This window comes from Peribacillus sp. B2I2 (assembly GCF_041261685.1).
In the GTDB taxonomy this organism is placed as follows: domain Bacteria; phylum Bacillota; class Bacilli; order Bacillales; family DSM-1321; genus Peribacillus.
Window position 1 is genome coordinate 2,608,485 of record NZ_JBGCCB010000001.1, and the last position, 21,816, is coordinate 2,630,300.

General features: G+C 37.6%; 14 protein-coding genes and 5 pseudogenes. 13 read left to right on the top strand and 6 right to left on the bottom strand.

Going from position 1 to position 21,816, the window contains the following annotated elements; translation table 11 throughout:
* Positions 1 to 194: 194 nt before the first annotated feature.
* The 7 genes and pseudogenes from ABIE66_RS12980 to ltrA (ABIE66_RS13010) all read left to right on the top strand — a co-directional run.
* Positions 195 to 524 (top strand): annotated as a pseudogene (locus tag ABIE66_RS12980) (GNAT family N-acetyltransferase); the annotation flags it as partial.
* Positions 525 to 1,121: 597 nt separating this feature from the next.
* Positions 1,122 to 2,383 (top strand): annotated as a pseudogene (gene ltrA / locus ABIE66_RS12985) (group II intron reverse transcriptase/maturase).
* Between the two features lie 472 nt (positions 2,384 to 2,855).
* Positions 2,856 to 3,431, top strand: a complete 576-nt coding sequence (locus ABIE66_RS12990; protein WP_370014979.1) for a TetR/AcrR family transcriptional regulator — start codon at positions 2,856 to 2,858, stop codon at positions 3,429 to 3,431.
* A 111-nt stretch (positions 3,432 to 3,542) separates the two neighbouring features.
* Positions 3,543 to 4,394, top strand: coding sequence for an alpha/beta fold hydrolase (locus ABIE66_RS12995; RefSeq protein WP_370014980.1), 852 nt, complete (start codon positions 3,543 to 3,545; stop codon positions 4,392 to 4,394).
* Between the two features lie 14 nt (positions 4,395 to 4,408).
* On the top strand, positions 4,409 to 5,467 hold the full coding sequence (locus ABIE66_RS13000; protein ID WP_370014981.1) for an alkene reductase: 1,059 nt from the start codon (positions 4,409 to 4,411) through the stop codon (positions 5,465 to 5,467).
* A 103-nt stretch (positions 5,468 to 5,570) separates the two neighbouring features.
* On the top strand, positions 5,571 to 6,563 hold the full coding sequence (locus ABIE66_RS13005) for an NADP-dependent oxidoreductase (RefSeq protein ID WP_370014982.1): 993 nt from the start codon (positions 5,571 to 5,573) through the stop codon (positions 6,561 to 6,563).
* A 676-nt stretch (positions 6,564 to 7,239) separates the two neighbouring features.
* The gene (ltrA, locus tag ABIE66_RS13010) at positions 7,240 to 8,502 is read left to right on the top strand and encodes a group II intron reverse transcriptase/maturase (RefSeq protein ID WP_370013841.1); all 1,263 of its coding nucleotides are present in this window, start codon (positions 7,240 to 7,242) and stop codon (positions 8,500 to 8,502) included.
* Between the two features lie 732 nt (positions 8,503 to 9,234).
* Here ltrA (ABIE66_RS13010) and ABIE66_RS13015 read toward each other — a convergent pair.
* The 3 genes from ABIE66_RS13015 to ABIE66_RS13025 all read right to left on the bottom strand — a co-directional run bounded on the left by ABIE66_RS13015 (position 9,235) and on the right by ABIE66_RS13025 (position 12,580).
* On the bottom strand, positions 9,235 to 10,410 hold the full coding sequence (locus ABIE66_RS13015; RefSeq protein WP_370014983.1) for an MFS transporter: 1,176 nt from the start codon (positions 10,408 to 10,410) through the stop codon (positions 9,235 to 9,237).
* 351 nt (positions 10,411 to 10,761) lie between these two features.
* Positions 10,762 to 11,073 carry an ArsR/SmtB family transcription factor gene (locus ABIE66_RS13020; RefSeq protein WP_370017036.1) on the bottom strand — a complete coding sequence of 104 codons (312 nt, stop codon included), beginning with the start codon at positions 11,071 to 11,073 and terminating at the stop codon, positions 10,762 to 10,764.
* 274 nt (positions 11,074 to 11,347) lie between these two features.
* Positions 11,348 to 12,580 carry an IS110 family RNA-guided transposase gene (locus ABIE66_RS13025; RefSeq protein WP_370014984.1) on the bottom strand — a complete coding sequence of 411 codons (1,233 nt, stop codon included), beginning with the start codon at positions 12,578 to 12,580 and terminating at the stop codon, positions 11,348 to 11,350.
* A 433-nt stretch (positions 12,581 to 13,013) separates the two neighbouring features.
* On the opposite strand from ABIE66_RS13025, the gene ABIE66_RS13030 reads away from it, so the two are divergent.
* Positions 13,014 to 13,850, top strand: coding sequence for a nucleotidyltransferase domain-containing protein (locus tag ABIE66_RS13030; protein WP_370014985.1), 837 nt, complete (start codon positions 13,014 to 13,016; stop codon positions 13,848 to 13,850).
* Positions 13,851 to 14,099: 249 nt separating this feature from the next.
* Here ABIE66_RS13030 and ABIE66_RS13035 read toward each other — a convergent pair whose 3' ends face one another.
* Positions 14,100 to 15,332 carry an IS110 family RNA-guided transposase gene (locus tag ABIE66_RS13035; protein WP_370014986.1) on the bottom strand — a complete coding sequence of 411 codons (1,233 nt, stop codon included), beginning with the start codon at positions 15,330 to 15,332 and terminating at the stop codon, positions 14,100 to 14,102.
* 412 nt (positions 15,333 to 15,744) lie between these two features.
* Here ABIE66_RS13035 and ABIE66_RS13040 point away from each other — a divergent pair.
* From ABIE66_RS13040 to ABIE66_RS13055, 4 genes and pseudogenes are all read left to right on the top strand, one after another.
* A pseudogene (locus tag ABIE66_RS13040) lies at positions 15,745 to 16,491 on the top strand (IS110 family transposase); the annotation flags it as partial.
* Positions 16,481 to 17,017, top strand: a pseudogene (locus tag ABIE66_RS13045) (phosphoenolpyruvate synthase); the annotation flags it as partial. The pseudogenes ABIE66_RS13040 and ABIE66_RS13045, both read left to right, overlap by 11 nt.
* 125 nt (positions 17,018 to 17,142) lie before the next feature.
* The gene (locus ABIE66_RS13050; RefSeq protein WP_353957943.1) at positions 17,143 to 17,238 is read left to right on the top strand and encodes a peptidoglycan-binding domain-containing protein; all 96 of its coding nucleotides are present in this window, start codon (positions 17,143 to 17,145) and stop codon (positions 17,236 to 17,238) included.
* Between the two features lie 399 nt (positions 17,239 to 17,637).
* On the top strand, positions 17,638 to 17,952 hold the full coding sequence (locus tag ABIE66_RS13055; protein ID WP_370014987.1) for a hypothetical protein: 315 nt from the start codon (positions 17,638 to 17,640) through the stop codon (positions 17,950 to 17,952).
* Positions 17,953 to 18,267: 315 nt separating this feature from the next.
* On the opposite strand, the pseudogene ABIE66_RS13060 reads toward ABIE66_RS13055, so the two are convergent.
* Both ABIE66_RS13060 and ABIE66_RS13065 read right to left on the bottom strand, forming a co-directional pair.
* Positions 18,268 to 18,813: pseudogene (locus ABIE66_RS13060) on the bottom strand (DUF3898 domain-containing protein); the annotation flags it as partial.
* A gap of 50 nt (positions 18,814 to 18,863) precedes the next feature.
* A complete protein-coding gene (locus ABIE66_RS13065) occupies positions 18,864 to 19,994 on the bottom strand; it encodes a site-specific integrase (RefSeq protein WP_370014988.1) in 1,131 nt (376 codons plus the stop codon).
* A 489-nt stretch (positions 19,995 to 20,483) separates the two neighbouring features.
* Here ABIE66_RS13065 and ABIE66_RS13070 point away from each other — a divergent pair, with 489 nt between their 5' ends.
* Positions 20,484 to 21,449, top strand: coding sequence for a hypothetical protein (locus ABIE66_RS13070; protein ID WP_370014989.1), 966 nt, complete (start codon positions 20,484 to 20,486; stop codon positions 21,447 to 21,449).
* The last annotated feature ends 367 nt before the right edge of the window (positions 21,450 to 21,816 follow it).

A 21,816-nucleotide genomic window follows, 5' to 3' on the forward strand; every position in this document is an offset into this window, starting at 1 on the left:
TTTCTGAACCTTACCTTGTACCTAATCTTCGGATTAATATAAATGAATTTCACCAACAATTAAATCCTGATACTGGCTATAGAATTGTTTCCTGGCTGCAGGAGTAACAAACTCCACCGGCTGGCTTTATCCGGTTATTACTGCATCGGTATATTGATAATTAATAACCTTAAGCCAATCATGCGTTATCTTTTGAAAGAAAAGAGACCAAAGGTATAATTGGAACAATTGGCTTTAATGCTTGGTTGCCTAAACATCAAAGAGCAGAAATAGGGTGCGAAAACCATCCAGAGCAGTGGAGAAAAGGATATACTTCAGAAGCAATATCTAAAGTTCTTTCATATGGCTTTGATGTTATGGATTTAACTAGTATAGGTGCTGTTGTATTTATTGACAATGAAGCATCTAATAATTTACTAACTAAAATTGGTTTTCAAAAAGAGGGAGTTTTGAAGAAATATATGTATCAATATGGTAAAGCCCACGATACCTATGTCTATTCATTACTTGAAAGTAATAAGTAACAGGTGCGTTAGCTGAAGATCAGAGCTGTCTTTAAGGCAGCTTTTTCGTGCGCCCGGCATGGGTGCAATCTATAGGGTGAAAGTCCCGAACCATGAAGGCAGTAGTAGTGGTTAGCTTAATGCAAGGGTGTCCACGGTGACGTGGAATCTGAAGGAAGCAAGCGGCAAACCTCCGGTCTGAGGAACACGAACTTCATATAAGGCTAGGTATCATTGGATGAGTTTGCGAAACAAAACAAAGTCCTTACTGCCGAAGGTGGTACAGAGTAAATGAAGCAGATAGTTGGAGGGAAAGATTGCACTCTTACCCGGGGAGGTCTGATGACAGCCAAGTACACTTGGTAACCTGTCCAGTGATGGACAGCTGAATCATCAGAAGTCAGCAGAGGTCATAGTACTTGTCTACTCGAGAAGATAAGGAAGGACCGAACAGATTAAGGAGGATGAATACTAGGCGTTCGTTATCTGCGAAGAAGCAAACAATTCCTAACGGAACTTATTTGAAGGAAGAAGTGGTGAATACACGGGGAACTTCAAAAGGGTGGAGCAGATAAAGGCACAAATAGACCATTTATCCACGTAGAAAGGATATCAACGATGTTAATGGAACAGATACTAGAGAGGGAAAACTTAATACAGGCATTGAAGCGTGTAGAAAGAAATAAGGGAAGCCATGGTGTAGATGGAATGCCGGTTCAAAACCTGAGACCGCACCTCGCAACTGAATGGTACAACATGAAAACTGCCCTTTTACAGGGTACCTATCAACCGCAGCCCGTCCGTCGTATCGAAATCCCGAAACCAAACGGCGGAGTTCGGCTATTGGGTATTCCAACCGTTCTAGACCGTTTCATTCAACAAGCCATTGCCCAAATATTGACCAAGATATATGACTCAACCTTTTCGGAGAATAGCTATGGATTTCGCCCTAACAAACAAGGGCACCAGGCGGTTCGAAAGGCAAAGTCCTATATAACCGAAGGTTATACATGGGTAGTGGATATGGACTTGGAGAAGTTCTTCGATAAAGTGAATCATGACAAGCTCATGGGAATGTTAGAGCGGAAAATTGAAGATAAACGAATTCTCAAACTGATTCGTAAATTCCTTCAAGCAGGCATTATGATAGGCGGACTTTTTCATAAAAGTGAGGAGGGAACTCCGCAAGGAGGCCCGTTAAGTCCATTATTATCTAATATAATGTTAGACGATTTAGATAAAGAACTAGAGAAACGCAATCTTCGATTCGTAAGGTATGCGGATGACAGTACTATCTTTGTGAAGACACGAAAAGCCGCCAAACGTGAATGGGAAATATCTCAAGCTTCATTGAAAATAAACTGAAGCTAAAGGTCAACTACGAGAAGTCGAAGTATGATCGCCCTTGGAACAGAACGTTTCTCGGTTTTAGTTTCACGAAGTCAAAGAAGAACCCGAAGGTTCTACTGGCTAAACAAACGGTGAAGAGAGTAAAGAAACGAATCAGGGAAATGACCTTGAGAAAATTACCGAAACCCATGAAACTCCGAATAAATAAGTTAAAGCAATACCTTAGAGGTTGGATGGGTTATTTCGCCCTCATTGATACTCCGAACGTATTGAAGAATTTAGATTCATGGATTCGAAGAAGACTCAGGATGTGCCTATGGAAGCAATGGAAATTGCCAAGAACGAGAGTGAGGAAACTCAAAGGATTAGGCGTCCCAATTGGAAAAGCATATGAATGGGGAAATAGTAGAAAGGGTTATTGGCGCATAGCGCATAGTCCTATTCTAGACAAAACCCTTAATAATGTTTATTGGCACCACCAAGGGTTAGTAAATCTATATGAACGATATACAAAACTACGTCAGACTTAAACTGAACCGCCGTATACCGAACGGTATGTACGGTGGTGTGAGAGGTCGGAGGCTAGGCGCCTCCTCCTACTCGATTTTATGCAACTAACGGGTCAGTTTGGTTGAGTAAGGGCTCAGATGGTTTTTTCTAATTGCTGTTTCTTGTTTATTTGGTATGAGTGCATCTGCATCTGTAGAAGAGTTTGTTCCATTAATTGAAACAGTGGAAGAAAACAATCCTGAAGAAACTAAACGAATAGAAGAAATGTTTGGCGGTACCCCTAAGTGAAAGTTAATGGATAACATTGTGATATGTAGCAAATGTGTTGGGGATTATTGGTTAGTTATAATTCTTTACTAATCGTTCTAAAAAGGGTATTATTTAATCATGGTTTGAAATTCATGTGTTTATTTTAGAACGTTCATTCTATAATAGATTATGACGTTTGTTTTTGTTAGTATTGGTTCATGGCTTTTTTTAAGGAGAAATAAAATGGCTAGAAGTAAAGAGTTTGACGAAAAAGCAGTATTAAGAAAAGCAATGGAGCTTTTCTGGGAACAGGGTTATGAAAAAACATCCATGCAAGATTTGGTGGATCATATGGGGATACACCGCAGGAGTATATATGACACATTTGGTGACAAGCGTTCATTGTTTTTAGCTTCCCTTAATCACTATGAAGAGCTCATCGTCAATGAGTTGGAAAGCATAATTAGTAGCACTTCAACCATTAAACAGGCGATACGTGATGTTTTCATTTTCATACTGAATTCCATTGAACAATACCCAAGAGGTTGTCTAACAGTAAATGCAGCCATTGAATTATCTTTGTTGGACAAAGAAATTGGACGCATAGTTACAAAAATGTTTAACCGTACTGAAGATATGTTTAATAACCTTATAAAACGGGGCCAAACTAGTGGAGAGCTATCAAAAGAAATCGATTCTGATAACACATCTCGTTTCTTACACAACAATTTGGTAGGTATAAGAGTACTAATAAAAACTAATTACAATAAAAAAGAATTAGAAGGCATCATCACTCTAGCACTTTCAGTGTTGGACTAGCTTTCTTTTTTTTACCCTTTTTAGAACGTTCATTCTAAAATTAGCATGAAACAAACCATCATAATGCATACTTATAAAATCGTTTTTTAATTTCTAAGGAGGAACACAAAAATGACAAACTTTAAAATACCAACAGAATCAGAATTTATTGAAGCAGATGGAACTCGTTACGCATATAGAAAATTTGGTACACAAGATGGTATACCAGTAGTATTTCTTGTTCACTTTAGAGGAACGATGGAAAACTGGGATCCAAACATGCTTGAACCTATTGCAAATACACGCCCAGTAATCTTATTTGACAATAAAGGGGTTGGTGAGACCGATGGACTAACGCCTACTACAATTGCTGATATGGCAAAAGATACAGCAACATTTATAAAAACTCTTGGATTAGAACAAGTTGACATTCTTGGTTTTTCCATTGGTGGCATGGTTGCACAAGAGCTAGCTTTACAAGAAGGAGATTTAGTAAGAAAAATTATTATGGCAGGTACTTCGCCTGAATCTGGTATTAATCCAAATCCAGAGATTTTTGAAAGAATGAATCGTCGTCACGGCGGAACGGAAGAAGATGGAATAAATGATTTTATGTTCTTTTTCTACGAACAAACCGAAACAAGTAAATCTGCAGGAATGGCTTCACTACAAAGAATTTTTAATCAGAAAAAAGTAAACAGTTCAGAACAAGTAAAAGAGGCACAATTACAAGCCATTGCAAAATGGGCTAAACAAAAATCTAATCATGATTATGAATGGTTACAAAACATCAAACACCCTGTACTTGTTACTAATGGTGTTAATGATGTGATGGTACCGACTAAAAACAGTTATATCTTAACAGAGAAATTACCCAAAGCACAGCTGATTATATATCCTGATTCTGGTCACGGGCATCTGTTTCAATTTCCAGAACTATTTGCAGAACACGTAAATTCATTTCTTGATTCTAATTCTTATTAAAAAGGAGTATTCATATGAGCAGATTATTTGAAAAAGTTCGTATCGGAAACATTGACTTAAAAAATCGTATAGGTATGGCTCCGATGACTAGAAGTAGAGCTTTACCAGATGGTACGCCGAGCGATTTAGTAGCAGACTACTATGGTCAACGTGCTTCAGTCGGTTTAATTATAAGCGAAGGAACCCAACCTTCAGATGATGGGCAAGGTTACACTAATACACCTGGTATTTATACAGAAAATCATATTAAAGGGTGGAAAAAAGTAACTTCTAAAGTTCATAGTGAAGGCGGTCATATTTTTGTTCAGCTTATGCATGTGGGACGTGTATCACACCCAGATAACACACCTCACCACCGCCAAGCAGTTGCACCGTCAGCTATTGCACCTGGTGTAGAAATTTTCACGTCAGAAGGAATGAAAGAAATTCCAACACCAAGAGAATTGAGTGAGCTTGAGATAAAAGATGTTATCAATGAGTTTCGTTTAGCAGCACGTTCAGCAATTGAAGCTGGTGCAGACGGAGTTGAAATTCACGGAGCGAATGGTTATCTGATCCAACAATTCCTTAGTGAAAACTCCAATCATCGTCAAGATGCATACGGTGGTACCATTGAGGGGCGTTCTCGATTCGCTATTGAAGTAGCTAAAGCAGTTGTTGATGAAATAGGAGCAGAAAGAACAGGCATCCGTTTTTCTCCTCAAGGAACACTGCAAGGCATTGATGAGGGGGAAAATAGCCTTGAGATGTATCGCTATTTAATAAGTGAATTAAATAAGCTTAACCTTGCATATCTGCATTTAATGCACTTTGGAAACGAGCAATTCCTAAAAGATGTGCGTCAACTTTGGGATCAATCACTTCTTGTTAACCGTCCAGGTCGTCCTCTAGTTCAACTTTCGTCTGATGTAGATAATAATCTTGCAGATGTTGTCACAGTAGGCACTTGGGTACTAGCTAATCCAGACTTTGTAGAACGGATTCAATCAGGTGCTCCCCTAAACGAACCTGATAAAAACACGCTCTATGCAGGAGGAAAAGAAGGTTATACAGATTATCCTTTCTTAAAATAAATTATTTAATATGAATATCCCATCTAGGGATATTCATAATCTTTCCTCTTAGGTTCGTTATGAAAAGATACATGTGCGTTAAATAAAAATGTGGAGGATTGTAATGAAAGCTTTAGCAATTGAAAACTACGGTAAAAAACCAAACTTTTTAGACTTCCCTATGCCCAAAATAAATAATGACGAGGTCTTAGTTGAGACATATGCGGCAAGTATAAATCCTCTTGATACAAAAATTCGAAAAGGTGAATTAAAATTATTATTGAAATACAAGATGCCGTTAATTTTAGGAAACGATTTTTCTGGAAAAATTGTTGAAGTAGGTACTAGTGTCACGAAGTTTAAAGTCGGTGATGAGGTATATGGTCGACCTAGAGCAAATAAAATGGGAACTTTTACTGAATATCTCTCTGTTAACCAAGAAGATATTGCATTAAAACCTAAAAATTTAAGTTTTGAAGAAGCCGCCTCCATCCCTCTAGTCGGATTGACATCCTACCAAGCTTTACATGATATTCTGCGAATTGAAAAAGAACATAAAATATTAATACATGCAGGATCAGGGGGAGTAGGAACATTTGCTATCCAACTTGCAAAACATATGGGTGCTTTTGTCGCAACTACAGCTAGTGATGGTAGTGATTTAGTAAAATCTCTTGGCGCTGACGAAGTTATTAATTACAAGACAGAAAAGTTCGAACATTCGATTCGTGACTACAACGCAGTTCTTGATACCATTGGGGGGGCGACGTTAGAGAGATCATTTGTAACATTAAAAAAAGGAGGAAAGATTGTTTCTATATCTGGAATCCCGAATGGTCGCTTTGCTAAAGAAAACGGATTTAGCTCATTTAAAAAAACCTTATTTTCAATTGCAAGTTATAAACTTACGAAGCTAGAAAAAAAACATAATGTCCAATACACGTTTCTTTTTATGAAGCATAGTGGAGAGCAGTTGAAAATTTTAACAGAAATGTTAGAGTCAGAAGTGATTAAGCCTACACTTGATAAAGTTTTTATTTTCGAAGATGCCCAAAAAGCATTGGAGTATGCAGAGGCCGGAAGAGCAAAAGGAAAAATAATACTTAAATTAAAATAATTAGTCTTATCTAACAAACCTTTCCTTAGGTAGAAAGTGTTTGTTTTTTTAACTTATTGAGGTTGCTTATAGAACTAACGGGTGCGTTAGCTGAAGATCGGAGCTGTCTATAAGGCAGCTTTTTTCGTGCGCCCGGCATGGGTGCAATCTATAGGGTGAAAGTCCCGAACCATGAAGGCAGTAGTAGTGGTTAGCTTAATGCAAGGGTGTCCACGGTGACGTGGAATCTGAAGGAAGCAAGCGGCAAACCTCCGGTCTGAGGAACACGAACTTCATATAAGGCTAGGTATCATTGGATGAGTTTGCGAAACAAAACAAAGTCCTTACTGCCGAAGGTGGTACAGAGTAAATGAAGCAGATAGTTGGAGGGAAAGATTGCACTCTTACCCGGGGAGGTCTGATGACAGCCAAGTACACTTGGTAACCTGTCCAGTGATGGACAGCTGAATCATCAGAAGTCAGCAGAGGTCATAGTACTTGTCTACTCGAGAAGATAAGGAAGGACCGAACAGATTAAGGAGGATGAATACTAGGCGTTCGTTATCTGCGAAGAAGCAAACAATTCCTAACGGAACTTATTTGAAGGAAGAAGTGGTGAATACACGGGGAACTTCAAAAGGGTGGAGCAGATAAAGGCACAAATAGACCATTTATCCACGTAGAAAGGATATCAACGATGTTAATGGAACAGATACTAGAGAGGGAAAACTTAATACAGGCATTGAAGCGTGTAGAAAGAAATAAGGGAAGCCATGGTGTAGATGGAATGCCGGTTCAAAACCTGAGACCGCACCTCGCAACTGAATGGTACAACATGAAAACTGCCCTTTTACAGGGTACCTATCAACCGCAGCCCGTCCGTCGTATCGAAATCCCGAAACCAAACGGCGGAGTTCGGCTATTGGGTATTCCAACCGTTCTAGACCGTTTCATTCAACAAGCCATTGCCCAAATATTGACCAAGATATATGACTCAACCTTTTCGGAGAATAGCTATGGATTTCGCCCTAACAAACAAGGGCACCAGGCGGTTCGAAAGGCAAAGTCCTATATAACCGAAGGTTATACATGGGTAGTGGATATGGACTTGGAGAAGTTCTTCGATAAAGTGAATCATGACAAGCTCATGGGAATGTTAGAGCGGAAAATTGAAGATAAACGAATTCTCAAACTGATTCGTAAATTCCTTCAAGCAGGCATTATGATAGGCGGACTTTTTCATAAAAGTGAGGAGGGAACTCCGCAAGGAGGCCCGTTAAGTCCTTTATTATCTAATATAATGTTAGACGATTTAGATAAAGAACTAGAGAAACGCAATCTTCGATTCGTAAGGTATGCGGATGACAGTACTATCTTTGTGAAGACACGAAAAGCCGCCAAACGTGCAATGGGAAATATCTCAAGCTTCATTGAAAATAAACTGAAGCTAAAGGTCAACTACGAGAAGTCGAAGTATGATCGCCCTTGGAACAGAACGTTTCTCGGTTTTAGTTTCACGAAGTCAAAGAAGAACCCGAAGGTTCTACTGGCTAAACAAACGGTGAAGAGAGTAAAGAAACGAATCAGGGAAATGACCTTGAGAAAATTACCGAAACCCATGAAACTCCGAATAAATAAGTTAAAGCAATACCTTAGAGGTTGGATGGGTTATTTCGCCCTCATTGATACTCCGAACGTATTGAAGAATTTAGATTCATGGATTCGAAGAAGACTCAGGATGTGCCTATGGAAGCAATGGAAATTGCCAAGAACGAGAGTGAGGAAACTCAAAGGATTAGGCGTCCCAATTGGAAAAGCATATGAATGGGGAAATAGTAGAAAGGGTTATTGGCGCATAGCGCATAGTCCTATTCTAGACAAAACCCTTAATAATGTTTATTGGCACCACCAAGGGTTAGTAAATCTATATGAACGATATACAAAACTACGTCAGACTTAAACTGAACCGCCGTATACCGAACGGTATGTACGGTGGTGTGAGAGGTCGGAGGCTAGGCGCCTCCTCCTACTCGATTTATGGAACTCCCTCAGTTTAAGGGGTAGCGTCAGGAAAATGTGTATGTACAACGTTAAGCTATTTTCCTGGCGAGTACCCTGAATTTAACACCATTAAGAAAGTCTTAATGGTCTTGACGAAACTACTGAGACAACATCTTCTAAATTAAAGGAGAGGAATAAATAACCCCTTATATTCGCTGCCGAAGGCTTGTTTGTCGCTATTAGGAATTAGTATAATATTTAGTTTTCTTTTTTTTACTTTGAAGAATTCAAATCCTAATGCTACTAGGTGATTGAACAGGGAAATGAGTTCGTTTGCTTGATACTAACTAGATCGCTGTACAAAACCAACTTGTTTGGCGATATCTTGTAGGACTACTAGTGATAAAAAGTATTGTTGCGAAATGATTCAGTTCACATGAAATGAATTTTAATTGAAGATAGCTTGCCGGAAAAAGGATTAATCTTAATAAACTCCCTCAGTTTAATAGATAATGCTCACGAATACTCGCTTATTCGCAGGATTAAAAAATAATATTAAATAAGAGCATGTTTTAATCAATCTTTTATCTCTAAACATGCTCTTTATATTTGAACTTATATCAAAATTGAAAGCGTTAATTAAATCAAACTTTATTTCAAAGCAACATGATCGTATGAATATAAGATTATGTTAGCTTGATAACAATGCTTGGTTACTAGAGTTGAAAAATTTTAGTTTTATGATGATCAATAAAAACGAAAGCAGTGTAAATGTGAATCCGCTCCAGATAAGCTGGTGAATGCCTAATTGAGAAATGAACGAGCCACCAATAGAGGTTCCTAAAGCAATTCCAAGGTTGGAAAACGAGACGAATAAGCTATTGCCAAATTCCGGAGCTTCTTTTGCCTCACTTATTAACCATGTTTGACCAACAATTAAACCGCCGGAATGTACGATTCCCCAAATGAATACCATAAAAATCATTGGAACAAGATAAGACCCTAAATAATAAACCAATAAATAAACGACTGAATATAAAATTGGAAAAAATATTACGGTATTTACTATACTTTTTTGCAGAAAAACTCCAAATAAATGATTACCTAAAATCATTGTGACACCAAATATGAATAGCATGATACTGATGAGAGAGCTATTCATGTCTGTTACTTTTGCAAGGTACTCGGCAAAGTAACTGTAAACTGAAAACATGGCTGCAAAAAGAAAGGTAACAGTTGCGATATTTAACCATAATGCTGATTTACGCAATATACGAATTTGCTTGCCAAAAGACATTTTTTCTTCAACGGGCATAGAAGGAAGCAAAATCAATATTCCGATAAATGCGAGAGCATTTACAAATGCTCCAAATAGGAACGCAATTTCTAATGAAAACTGTTCTGCAAGGTAAGAAGTCAATGGTACACCTAAAGCAAATCCAACAGTAATTCCCGTAAAAACTTTTGTAACTGCTTGACCGCTTTTTTCTGGAGGGACAAGTTTAGCAGCAGTTACAAGAGCGATTGAAAAGAAGAGTGGGTGAAGTGCTGCTGGTAGAATACGAAAAATGAGCATAATTTCAAATTGTGTTGTATAAGCGTAAATCATATTAGAGATAGCAAAAATAGATATTGCTGTTAATAAAAGTATTTTACGATTAATCCCAGATACGAGCAGTATTAAAAATGGTCCAGAAATCGCAACAACTAAAGCAAATATACTTACTAATAATCCGGCTTGTGCAGTTGAAATTCCAAATTTTTGAGTGATTTGTGGTAATACGCCTACAATACTCATCTCTGTGGTAATAATTCCAAATACACCTATTGCTAGCATAATAATAAGTAGATGGTTTACTTTTTTCATTTATAAAATTCTCCATTCTTATGTTGATTTTAAAAGTATGTATACATAAATGCTTAAAATTTATAGGGATCCAATTCATTAACGTAAAAAATAGTTGGGTATTGTTGCAAGGGGATATCGCTAAAAATGTCATCGTTCTTTTGTTTATTTAAACGCACAATAACAGATATCTATATAATTAGATGTGAATTCTTTAAAAAAATCCTCCTTTCTATTTGTCTTACATGAACGAGAAGTAAGGTTCCTTTCGCAAAATGGTGAGGTGGAGAACCGGCTTCCTATAAAAGCAGAATTCGAGAAGACTAAGAATCAGTGAGGGTGAAGAAAACTCCCACTGATTCAAGTTTCACTTTATAATTCGTTTTGGACATAATCGGAAAATTCTTGTATTTTTTTTTCATTTCGCCGATAATACGTCCATTTCCCAATTCGTTCGGATTCTAATAATCCTGCATTTTTCATCGTTAATAAATAACTAGAAACAACAGATTGGGCTAAGCCAGTTTTGAGCTGGATATCTCCTACACATACTCCAACTTGAAAACTAATTCCTTGATCTAAATAAGGCTTTTCGTCAAAAAACTTTTCTGGATTCTTTAGCCATGATAAGATTTGACGTCTAGTATCATTTGATAATGCTTTATAAATTAATGAAGGTTCCATAACAACAATTATATCTACTTTTATAGATTTGTAAATAGGAGATGTTGAAAATGAAATTTCTATTCTCACATATTCGTACTCAACAAATCGACTATCTCTTCGTTTCCAAGTTGTTTGGCAGCCTCAATATGCTTTAGCTGAAGATCGGAGCTGTCTATAAGGCAGCTTTTTTGTATGAAAATACATTAGTAAAAAAGCCATGCTAAAATAAACCCTCCATATTCTCATTATTTTTTTGATGGGGGTAAATGTACTATTGCGTTATTTTAACTGGTTATGCAGTTTGTTGTTCAGATGGAGCTATTGTATAGCCTTTCTTTTTTAGGTATTCGATCATTTTTAATTCTTTGTTGTTTTGTTTTTCTTCAAGGTAATTTGAGCCTAGTTCATGATAAGGTTCTCCTGTTTTTAAGATGTTGTATGCAATCGTTACTAGTAAATGGGCAGAAGCGATTCGTCCCTTCATTTTTCCCTGTCGTTTGGTAATTCTTTTTCGATGTGAAGCAATTCGATTATTTTGCCTTGAAGTCGCTAATACACACTCTACGGCCATCGTTTTCAAAGCTTTGTTACCTTGTGTGGTTTTACTCGTTTTTTTTTTACCAGCACTTTCGTAATTTCCGGGACTTACACCAGCCCAAGAGGCAAGATGTTTAGCCGACTTAAATACGGACATATCAATGCCCATCTCTGCAATAAAAGTGGCTGCGGCAGCTTTGTTCACACCAGGTATACCATCCAATAATTCTACTTCCTTATGATATGGGGACAGGAGTTGATCAATTAGTTTTTCCAATTCTTCTATGGCTTTTTCTAAATAACCCATATGCTCCCAATGGTAACGCAACATATCACGATGATGACGGCGAATACGGCCATTAATTGCATGGGCAATGTCAGTAATACTTGCTTTTGTTCGCCAATCCACCATTTTTCGAAGACCATCGGTCTCTATTTTTTCACCGTTTAGAATCGCTTCAAGGATACGGCGTCCCGATACACCGAAAATGTCTGATAGAACGGATGTTAGCTTGATATTAGCATCTTGAAGAATTTTGTGAATGCGATTCTGCTCAGATGTGCGATGATGAATCAATTTTTTTCGATAACGAGTAAGATCTCGTAAATCACGAATATCCTCTGGTGGGACAAAATTGCTTTCAATAAGTCCGCATCTTAGAAGCTTGGCAAGCCATTCGGCATCTTTTACATCAGTTTTACGCCCTGGAACATTTTTGACATGCCTGGCATTGGCAAGAACAAGGTGAAAAGATCCTTCGAGTATATTCCATATTGGTTTCCAGTAGACTCCGGTACTTTCCATCACAACATCGGATACCTGAAGGGTAGTTAACCAATCACTTAAAGCCAAGAGTCCTGTTGTTGTAGTCGAAAACGTTTCAATAGAGATTTTTGGCTTTTTATCTAATGGACCAAATAATACACAGGCTACTACTGTTTCTTGGTGTACATCTAGGCCAGCACACCGTTCAATCATTGCTTCCATAGGAGAATCACCTCAAAAAAAGATTAACAATACATATGACAGGAGATTTGTTACAAAAAATTTTGTATACGTACTAGCAGTACACTAAATGGTTCTTCCATACTGTCACAACCAGTTTCTTATACAGGGTATCTTCCTTAAGATCCACCAAAAAAAGCTCAGCCTGGTTGTATTGTTATCATCCATTATCGTCAAGGGGTTAATGGGTTAGACTCTAATTTTGAGTGTAGATTTTCGTAGTAGATGGTGGCGGCGAGGAGCGCCGCCATAGGAGTTTCTTATGGAACTAAAGGGGCAGGATAGTTTTATAAAAAGCTGTGTATAACTGAATGAATCCAATCAATAAATACTCCAATATAATTGTTTGTTTTTGTTGGAGTGACTTTAATTTTCAATAGAAAAAGAGTACCTTAGAATATAAAATACTAACAATATGTTTTCAATTACTAAAAATGCTAATTCAAAACTGCATAAAGGAGGTATTGATGTGAAGTTTCCAACAAGAATAGATGTAGATAATGAAGGATATATCTTGAACAAAACCTCGTTAGATAAAATTGATAGTGTATACCAAGAACTTCTAATTCAAGTTGTTGAGATTTTAAAAAAATGTGTAGGAACAAAATTACATAGTATATATCTCTATGGCAGTGTAGGTCGAGGGGAGGCTGTGGTAGGTACTTCAGATATCGATTTATCAGTAATATTGACGTCACCATTCTCACTTCAAGAAAAAGTACTTTTAGCTGAGAAAACGGAAATATTTATTAGTGACAATCCTATTGTACCTAAAGTGGATTACGATATTGGGATTACAGCAGATGTATTTCAGGAAAATAGCCAATATTTTTGGGGATTTTGGTTGAGACACATCTGTACTTGTATTTATGGAGAGGATTTATCCTTGGGCTTTCCTAAGATGAAGCCAAATTTCCATATCTGCAAGGCATTAAATCAAGATCTTATCGATACACTCATAGGCTATCGTAAAGAAATACTTGAAAAAGAAGTTGACAACTATAAATTACTATCGATATTAAAACGTATTGTAAGAGGAGCATATTGCTATGTAGCTGAAAGAGACGAAAGTTGGTCTACAAATATTCAAGAGAATCTTTTGATTCTTATGCATTATTTTCCAAACGAAGAATACTTTAAGAAAATCGAGTGTGTATTTCTTCAACAAAAGCTTCCAACTTTGGACGAGGTGTTGAATTACATTGATTATTTTATTGTTTGGTTTATTGAGAATACTATTGAAGGAAAATAGAGAATGTAACTTTTCAGAACTAAAAAGTGCGTAGTTTTTTATTATGAAGGAACGCTTTTTTTATATAGCTAATTAATTTGTGAAGAATCACACGTAAAGTAAAAGGTGCTTTACTTCATTACCAGGAGCTGATCAGAGCTCCTTTTTGTATGGAAATACATTAGTAAAAAAGCCATGCTAAAATAAACCCTCCATATTCTCATTATTTTTTTGATGGGGGTAAATGTACTATTGCGTTATTTTAACTGGTTATGCAGTTTGTTGTTCAGATGGAGCAATTGTATAGCCTTTCTTTTTTAGGTATTCGATCATTTTTAATTCTTTGTTGTTTTGTTTTTCTTCAAGGTAATTTGAGCCTAGTTCATGATAAGGTTCTCCTGTTTTTAAGATGTTGTAAGCAATCGTTACTAGTAAATGGGCAGAAGCGATTAGTCCCTTCATTTTTCCCTGTCGTTTGGTAATCCTTTTTCGATGTGAAGCAATTCGATTATTTTGCCTTGATGTCGCTAATACACATTCTACGGCCATCGTTTTTAAAGCTTTATTTCCTTGTGTGGTTTTACTCGTTTTTTTTTTACCAGCACTTTCGTAATTTCCAGGACTCACACCAGCCCAAGAGGCAAGATGTTTAGCTGACTTAAATACGGACATATCAACACCCATCTCCGCAATAAAAGTAGCTGCCGCAGCTTTGTTCACACCAGGTATACCATCCAATAATTCTACTTCCTTACGATAAGGGGACAGGAGTTGATCAATTTGTTTTTCTAATTCTTCTATGGTTTCTTCTAAATAACCCATATGCTCCCAATGGTAACGCAACATATCACGATGATGACGGCGAATACGGCCATTAATTGCATGGGCAATGTCAGTAATACTTGCTTTTGTTCGCCAATCCACCATTTTTCGAAGACCATCGGTCTCTATTTTTTCACCGTTTAGAATGGCTTCAAGTATACGGCGTCCCGATACACCAAAAATGTCTGATAGAACGGATGTTAGCTTGATATTAGCATCTTGAAGAATTTTGTGAATGCGATTCTGCTCAGATGTGCGAGGATGAATCAATTTTTTTCGATAACGAGTAAGATCTCGTAAATCACGAATATCCTCTGGTGGGACAAAATTGCTTTCAATAAGTCCGCATCTTAGAAGCTTGGCAAGCCATTCGGCATCTTTTACATCAGTTTTACGCCCTGGAACATTTTTGACATGCCTGGCATTGGCAAGAACAAGGTGAAAAGATCCTTCGAGTATATTCCATATTGGTTTCCAGTAGACTCCGGTACTTTCCATCACAACATCGGATACCTGAAGGGTAGTTAACCAATCACTTAAAGCCAAGAGTCCTGTTGTTGTAGTCGAAAACGTTTCAATAGAGATTTTTGGCTTTTTATCTAATGGACCAAATAATACACAGGCTACTACTGTTTCTTGGTGTACATCTAGGCCAGCACACCGTTCAATCATTGCTTCCATAGGAGAATCACCTCAAAAAAAGATTAACAATACATATGACAGGAGATTTGTTACAAAAAATTTTGTATACGTACTAGCAGTACACTAAATGGTTCTTCCATACTGTCACAACCAGTTTCTTATACAGGGTATCTTCCTTAAGATCCACCAAAAAAAGCTCAGCCTGGTTGTATTGTTATCATCCATTATCGTCAAGGGGTTAATGGGTTAGACTCTATTTTTGAGTGTAGATTTTCGTAGTAGATGGTGGCGGCGAGGAGCGCCGCCATTGGAGTTTCTTATGGAACTAAAGGGGCAGCATTCCTGTATTAACTGAAAATGAAGTTTGAACGAAAAAAGACCTCTTGATAAGATGAATGTGTCCTGAGCTGCCCAGCTAAAAAGGACAATACATCTATTTGGAGGTCTCACAATGAATTATAACCAAAATCATAAAATCTCTCAAATTACTTCTGAAACCTTAATTGTCGGAGTAGATATAGCCAAGCACAATCATGTCGCGAGAGCACAAGATTTTAGAGGATTGGAACTAGGTAAAACGTGTTTCTTTGAAAATACGAAAGCAGGATTTCATTCGTTTCTAGATTGGATTACCCAACTTGTTAAAGGGTGTAAGTTAAATCAAGTGATTGTAGGCATGGAGCCAACCGGTCACTACTGGTTAAATCTAGCTCATTTTCTAAAAGAGAATAATATTAAGTTCGTATCTGTCAATCCACTACATGTTAAACGAAGTAAAGAATTAGACGATAATTCACCTACAAAGAATGACGTGAAAGATGCAAAAGTCATCGCACAGTTAGTCAAAGACGGAAGATACGCCGAACCAACAATTCCACGAGGAATTTATGCAGAACTCCGAGTGGCCAAAAAACTTCGCGATCTTCTCAACGTTGATTTACAGGTCGTTCAGGGACAAGTTCATAACTGGCTTGATCGTTACTTTCCCGAATTTTTGACGGTGTTCAAAAGTTGGGAAGGCAAGGCAGCTATTCATTTTCTAAAGCTAGAAGCTTTGCCACATGAACTTATAAATTATACGGATGAAGAGCTTTTACTTTCCTTAAGACAAGTGGTAAAACGCAGTATAGGCTTAAAGAAGATACGAGCACTTAAAGAAGCAGCCAATCGTTCGATTGGTATTCGACAACCCCATGAAACCATTGGGAATGTCTTTATTCCAGTTAACCTCTTTTGGACCCCGGTTTAAAGCTGGTGGAAGGTTATTTGTTGATGTCACGCATAATCTGGCCTCGCCTGTCAGCAGAAAAACGATAATAGATACCTTGGGACAATCCGATCCGCTCATAAAGGACGCACTCATGACCATAGTAGAGCGAGGAGGTTTTATTAAATCGTTACCAAATGATAAAAAAGAACTGAGTCCCAGTAAAAGCAATAAAGGTATGTCGTCTGCGGGTTTTCAAGCACAAATCGAAAACGATCCGACAATCGTTTCTGATTTGATTAAGAGTAGTCAAACATCGATAGAAGAGTTAAAACAAAACATCCAAACGAAATCAGGATCAGATTTATTTGATTTTATTCTAGAAGATATCCAGCAATTAAAGAAGATTTTATTTGACCCACAAAGTTTGGGTGTGATTATGGCTGCTATGGATGCTTCATCATGGATCAATGAAAAAATGAACATGTGGTTAGGTGAAAAAAACGTAGCAGAAACCCGTGGCTAAACCTGCGGCGAAACCAACAGCCTCTATCGTCAAGTATCCGGGGAAGGTTATCGAAATCGGCTAAAGGTAAGGACGTTGAGCGGATCCAGCGTGCGGTCGGCATTAAGCCTGACGGTATTTACGGAAAAGGGACGTCGGCAGCGGTCAAGGCGTATCAGAAACGCAAGAAGCTTTCGGCTGACGGTATCGTTGGCGGAAGACTTGGGCGGTGATGTTCTAATGATGACTATTATCAAGCGGATTAAATTCCAATACCTCTTTTCCTTCGGACTGCTGATCGTTTTGTCGGCGGCCTTATTTGTGTTTTACGGCGACGAGCAGACGCGGAATCTTATTATCGGCACGCTAGTTATGAACTTCGGTCAGATTACGGGATCATTCTTTCCGAAGAAACGAAGACATTTAACGGTTAACGAAATAAATGCGAAGCCTACGAGGAATGAACCCATTCGTAGGCGGATGCGTACATATAATTATAAGACAAAAGGAAAAGGGACGGTGCTTTTATGGGATTTTGGAAACAGGTCATTAAACCGCGGATTCAAGTCAGCGTATTGGCAGGCGGTCACGTATTAACTGATAATGTCGAAGGTAAAGAAAGCGTTAACAGAATGACTATAATGAAGAGGAGGCAGCCAGGCGAGGTCAAGGTTACAACTGCATTTGGACAAAAACACTTCAAACTTTCACGGATTGAGTGGGAACATGGTGAAAGTCGAAACGTCGGTAAACCTAAAAGCAGCACGATTTTAAGTACTGCTCTTGTGGGTTCAGTCGGTGTAATCACTGATGTAGCATTCCGAGCAATGAAAAAAGAAACTTCAAACGCTTACATTTATTTAATCGACGAAGAAGGCGAGGAGCACAAAATCCTCATTCAGTGTACAAAGGAACAATTTACGCAAATATCGCGCATAGTTTACTAACCTCGGCCAATAATGTTCCATACAATGCTTGCGAGCAATAGGATTGCGCTCATATACATTAACTCTTATAGTTTTACGCTTTCCTTCTTCTATCCATTGAATTGAAGTATAAATATAAAAAGAGAATGCTATTTCATAATGCATTCTCTCTTTATGTTAGTAATCCTTTAGGAAACCTTTAAACAGGAATAAGAGCCATTTTTGTCAATTTAGCGGCACACTTTCGGTCACTAATATTGCCGAGAAAACCTTTGTATCGCTGTTTTCTTATATATTAGTGGTCACACAATGTTCAAAATACACGTATAAAATCCCTCAAACCTTCCTACTAATCTTCTCCACAATCTCCATCAAATCATCAGGCCTATGAAACTCAATCGGGGAAACACCTTTATCGAACTCTATTGTATCGGCTTCAATCATTAATACATACTTCCCATTAATCTTCCCTAAATGGATGCTTTCGCCAAAATCAGCTAACAGTCCTTTGACGGATGTACTACCAAGCTTCATTCGCAGTTCGGCTTCAGGTGTATGCTCGACAATCTGGGCTGTGGCTTCGACGACTTGGTGGGTTTCAAGGCGTTCCTGGATTTCTCGTTTATCGCTTGTTTCCCAGATTTCGAGGTCCTGTTCGAATTTGTGCAGTTCGTCACTGTTTTCTTCGAATTGAGCGGATACATGTTCATGGACCATATGGATGACCTGGTTTTTCATGATTTCCGGCATCGATTCGCCATATTCGACGAATTTCAAGAAGTCCTCGAAGTAGCGGGCATGTGAGGCCTGATGGATTTTCAGTTCGCCTTCTTCGACCATTCCTTCTTCGGGCATATAGGGATAGAAGGTAGCTGAAACATTGCTATGACTACATTTAAGGTACTGTGGAGTGGGAGTGGTCACTAAATTGGTCACATACCGATGATTTTTTCTAATTTATCTGAGACAGATTTCTGCATATCTGGTAGGACATGACTATAAGTATTTAGCGTAGTTTGAATATCTGCATGACCTAACCGTTCCGAGATAAGCTTTACATTTACATTTTGTTGAATCAAGATGGTAGCATGTGTATGCCTAAGGTCATGGAAGCGTATTTTTGGTAGTCCAATCTTCTCGGTTAAATTATAGAACTCTTTGCGAAAGTTTCTTGGTATCATGGGCTTTCCGCTTTTTGTGCAGATAACTAGGTCAAGCTGACAATAGCTTGAGCCAAGTAATAGCTTTTCCTCCAAGACTTGTTTCTTATGAGTTCTTAACTCGTCCACTAATTTACTGGGGATGTGAATGGAACGGACACTCGCTTCATTCTTTGCTCCAGCCTTAATCTCTGCGTTCTGTGTAAGCGTCTGCCTTACAAAGATTATTTGTGCTTCAATGTCAATATCTTTCCAACGAAGACCTAAAATCTCTCCTTGTCTCATTCCTGTAAGGATTGACATTAGGAATCCGATGTAACAGCGGGTTAATCGTTTTACGCCTTTGGCTTCATTGATAAAGTAATTGACTTGTTCCAGCGACCAAACGCTTATTTCTTTTCTCTTTATCTTTGGAAGGGTAATTCCATTAGCAGGATTATCCTTAATAAGCTTCAAAATTTTAGCCTTTTTCAGTGATGCACTAACGATTCGGAAAATGAGATGGATAGTATGTTTTGAATAGCTTGTGTCATTTACTAAGTCGTTTATAAACTTTTGAAGCTGAATTGGAGCAATCTGATGCACCTTTAGATGACCGAGTCTAGGTTTTATGACGTTTCGATAATAGATGGAGTGAATTTCAAAGGTCGTCTTTTGTAGACGGTTCTTCCTTTCTTCAAACCACTCTTCCATATATCTGGAATAAGTCATCTTTGTTAAATCAAGAAACTCATTCTCTAGTATTTCCGCTTTTAGTTTAGTCATCTCATCCATGGCATGACGTTTGGATTCAAAACCTCTCCGCTTGATTTGCTTACGCTTACCAGTTAAAGGGTCTATTCCACCATTAAAGACGAAATCCCATTTTCCTGTTTGTTTATTTTTAGTTATACTTCCAGTCACAGTAAGAACAACCTCCTAATTAAGATGTTGCTCTATCAGCTGTGATGGTTTCCTTGGATATATTTTACCATAAAAGGAGAATGTAGAGAGCAGAGGATGTTAATAAAGGCAAAGTTTCGACTTCTAAAGCAATTGGTTGGATGAGAGATTTGTAGAAGAAGAGGAGGTGTAGACCTCATACTTTACGCTCTACTTTGCTCGAAAACACTTTCGTCTAGGCACTCTATCATAAAGATACAATTGTTCAGAAAATGATTGCATTATGGTATAATAAGGTAGTTTTAAGTGAGGTAGAATGTGCAAATTAACTACATTTATTTAAGTTATAGTTAGCTAGGGTCATAAGAGTATGTAGCTTACGGTATACTAGAAAGGGCTAATAAATTTAAAAATATGGTGAGAAGTACGGAGGTAAATATGAAAAGGCTACTATATTATCCCTATTTTGAAGTTAAGGACGAGAATTGGTTGAAATTTGCTATATTATACATGGAGGAGTTACGTCCAATTATTCCTACAAGTGGAGTTAAGGTTTTAGGAGATAACGCATTTAAAATTGCTAGGGAAGAGACAGACTTAATTAAGGATTATCGTCCAAAACCTATGGATGGCATTGCTGCAACTATTGGTGCATTAAAAGAGATAGATGCCATTCTTCAAAATCCTCGTTGGTTTAAAGATATTCTTGAGGATGAGTTTCTCTTAGAAAATTGGAGGAATGAGAACAATCATACGGTAGAATTATTTCATGAAAAATATTCCTCAGCCTTTTTTGATTACTGTATAGACAATAAGATTGGTCATGAATCCGAATTCGGAATAAATATACCAGAGGAATTAGCCAAAATCTATATGACTATTTTGGCGCATTACATATCAGAAGAGAATAATATACCAGTTATAACTGATGAGGAGAAAATGAACAGAACGGCATTGTTGCTAGGAAAGAAAAAAGCAACGAATCAACCCTATTTTAATGCTGTTACCAATGTTATCTCTCTTAAATTACCAGTAGATATAAGTGGTATAGATATTATGTCTGTAATTAGCATAAGGAATAGTAAAGGTTACAAACAAAAAATTAGAGCATTTCATCGAGAATTACAGTCTTTTTATAGTAGAGTTGAGAATTCGGAATTTGAGGAACAAGCCTTCATCGATTCAATGTATTCCTTAAAAGAAACAATACGAATGATAGTATCAGAATTTATTCCTTTAGGAGCAAAAACACTAAATATAGGTTTGAGTACTTTACTTTCCGTAAAGACAACAGATTTAACACCTTTATTAGTGGCAAAAGAAACAGCGTCATTTGGAGAGTATTCGTTAGGTACAGTTCAGCAGGTCACGAATTTCTGGAGTAACGGTAGTTCTAGAAGGGATTGTAAGAAGTTTCTTGCAGATATCAGTAAAATTCCTGTAAACCCACAAATGATAGGTTCGGCAAAAAAATAACGTGTAACAACAGCTATTCAAAACCGTTATTTATAATCATTGGATGATGTAAGGATTATTGAAACAGCAATTAAGACAAGTCCTCTAATGAACACATGATAATGAATTAGTGTAAATTTTGTAAGGGATGAGGTGACTCAGCCCTTTTTTGTATAGAGGGGGCTATTTTCGACATATTATAGTGCTTCTACCATGGGAACAGGATACAGCACCCTAACTCACACGCCACTGTATATGAGTATGATACGATACGAATGTTGCTGCTATCTTCATTTATTTATGCTCTAAATTGGAATTGAAAGTTCTTGGCACAAGTAACTAATGAAATATTGCTTTTATTAGGTACTGGGTTAGAAAGTTTCTCAGT

Bases quoted from the DNA above. Each gene is read 5' to 3' on its own strand.
- ABIE66_RS12990 (WP_370014979.1), top strand. From the start codon at position 2,856: ATGGCTAGAAGTAAAGAGTTTGACGAAAAAGCAGTATTAAGAAAAGCA.
- ABIE66_RS12995 (WP_370014980.1), top strand. From the start codon at position 3,543: ATGACAAACTTTAAAATACCAACAGAATCAGAATTTATTGAAGCAGAT.
- ABIE66_RS13000 (WP_370014981.1), top strand. From the start codon at position 4,409: ATGAGCAGATTATTTGAAAAAGTTCGTATCGGAAACATTGACTTAAAA.
- ABIE66_RS13005 (WP_370014982.1), top strand. From the start codon at position 5,571: ATGAAAGCTTTAGCAATTGAAAACTACGGTAAAAAACCAAACTTTTTA.
- ltrA (WP_370013841.1), top strand. From the start codon at position 7,240: ATGTTAATGGAACAGATACTAGAGAGGGAAAACTTAATACAGGCATTG.
- ABIE66_RS13015 (WP_370014983.1), bottom strand. From the start codon at position 10,410: ATGAAAAAAGTAAACCATCTACTTATTATTATGCTAGCAATAGGTGTA.
- ABIE66_RS13020 (WP_370017036.1), bottom strand. From the start codon at position 11,073: ATGGAACCTTCATTAATTTATAAAGCATTATCAAATGATACTAGACGT.
- ABIE66_RS13025 (WP_370014984.1), bottom strand. From the start codon at position 12,580: ATGGAAGCAATGATTGAACGGTGTGCTGGCCTAGATGTACACCAAGAA.
- ABIE66_RS13030 (WP_370014985.1), top strand. From the start codon at position 13,014: ATGTTTTCAATTACTAAAAATGCTAATTCAAAACTGCATAAAGGAGGT.
- ABIE66_RS13035 (WP_370014986.1), bottom strand. From the start codon at position 15,332: ATGGAAGCAATGATTGAACGGTGTGCTGGCCTAGATGTACACCAAGAA.
- ABIE66_RS13055 (WP_370014987.1), top strand. From the start codon at position 17,638: ATGACTATAATGAAGAGGAGGCAGCCAGGCGAGGTCAAGGTTACAACT.
- ABIE66_RS13070 (WP_370014989.1), top strand. From the start codon at position 20,484: ATGGAGGAGTTACGTCCAATTATTCCTACAAGTGGAGTTAAGGTTTTA.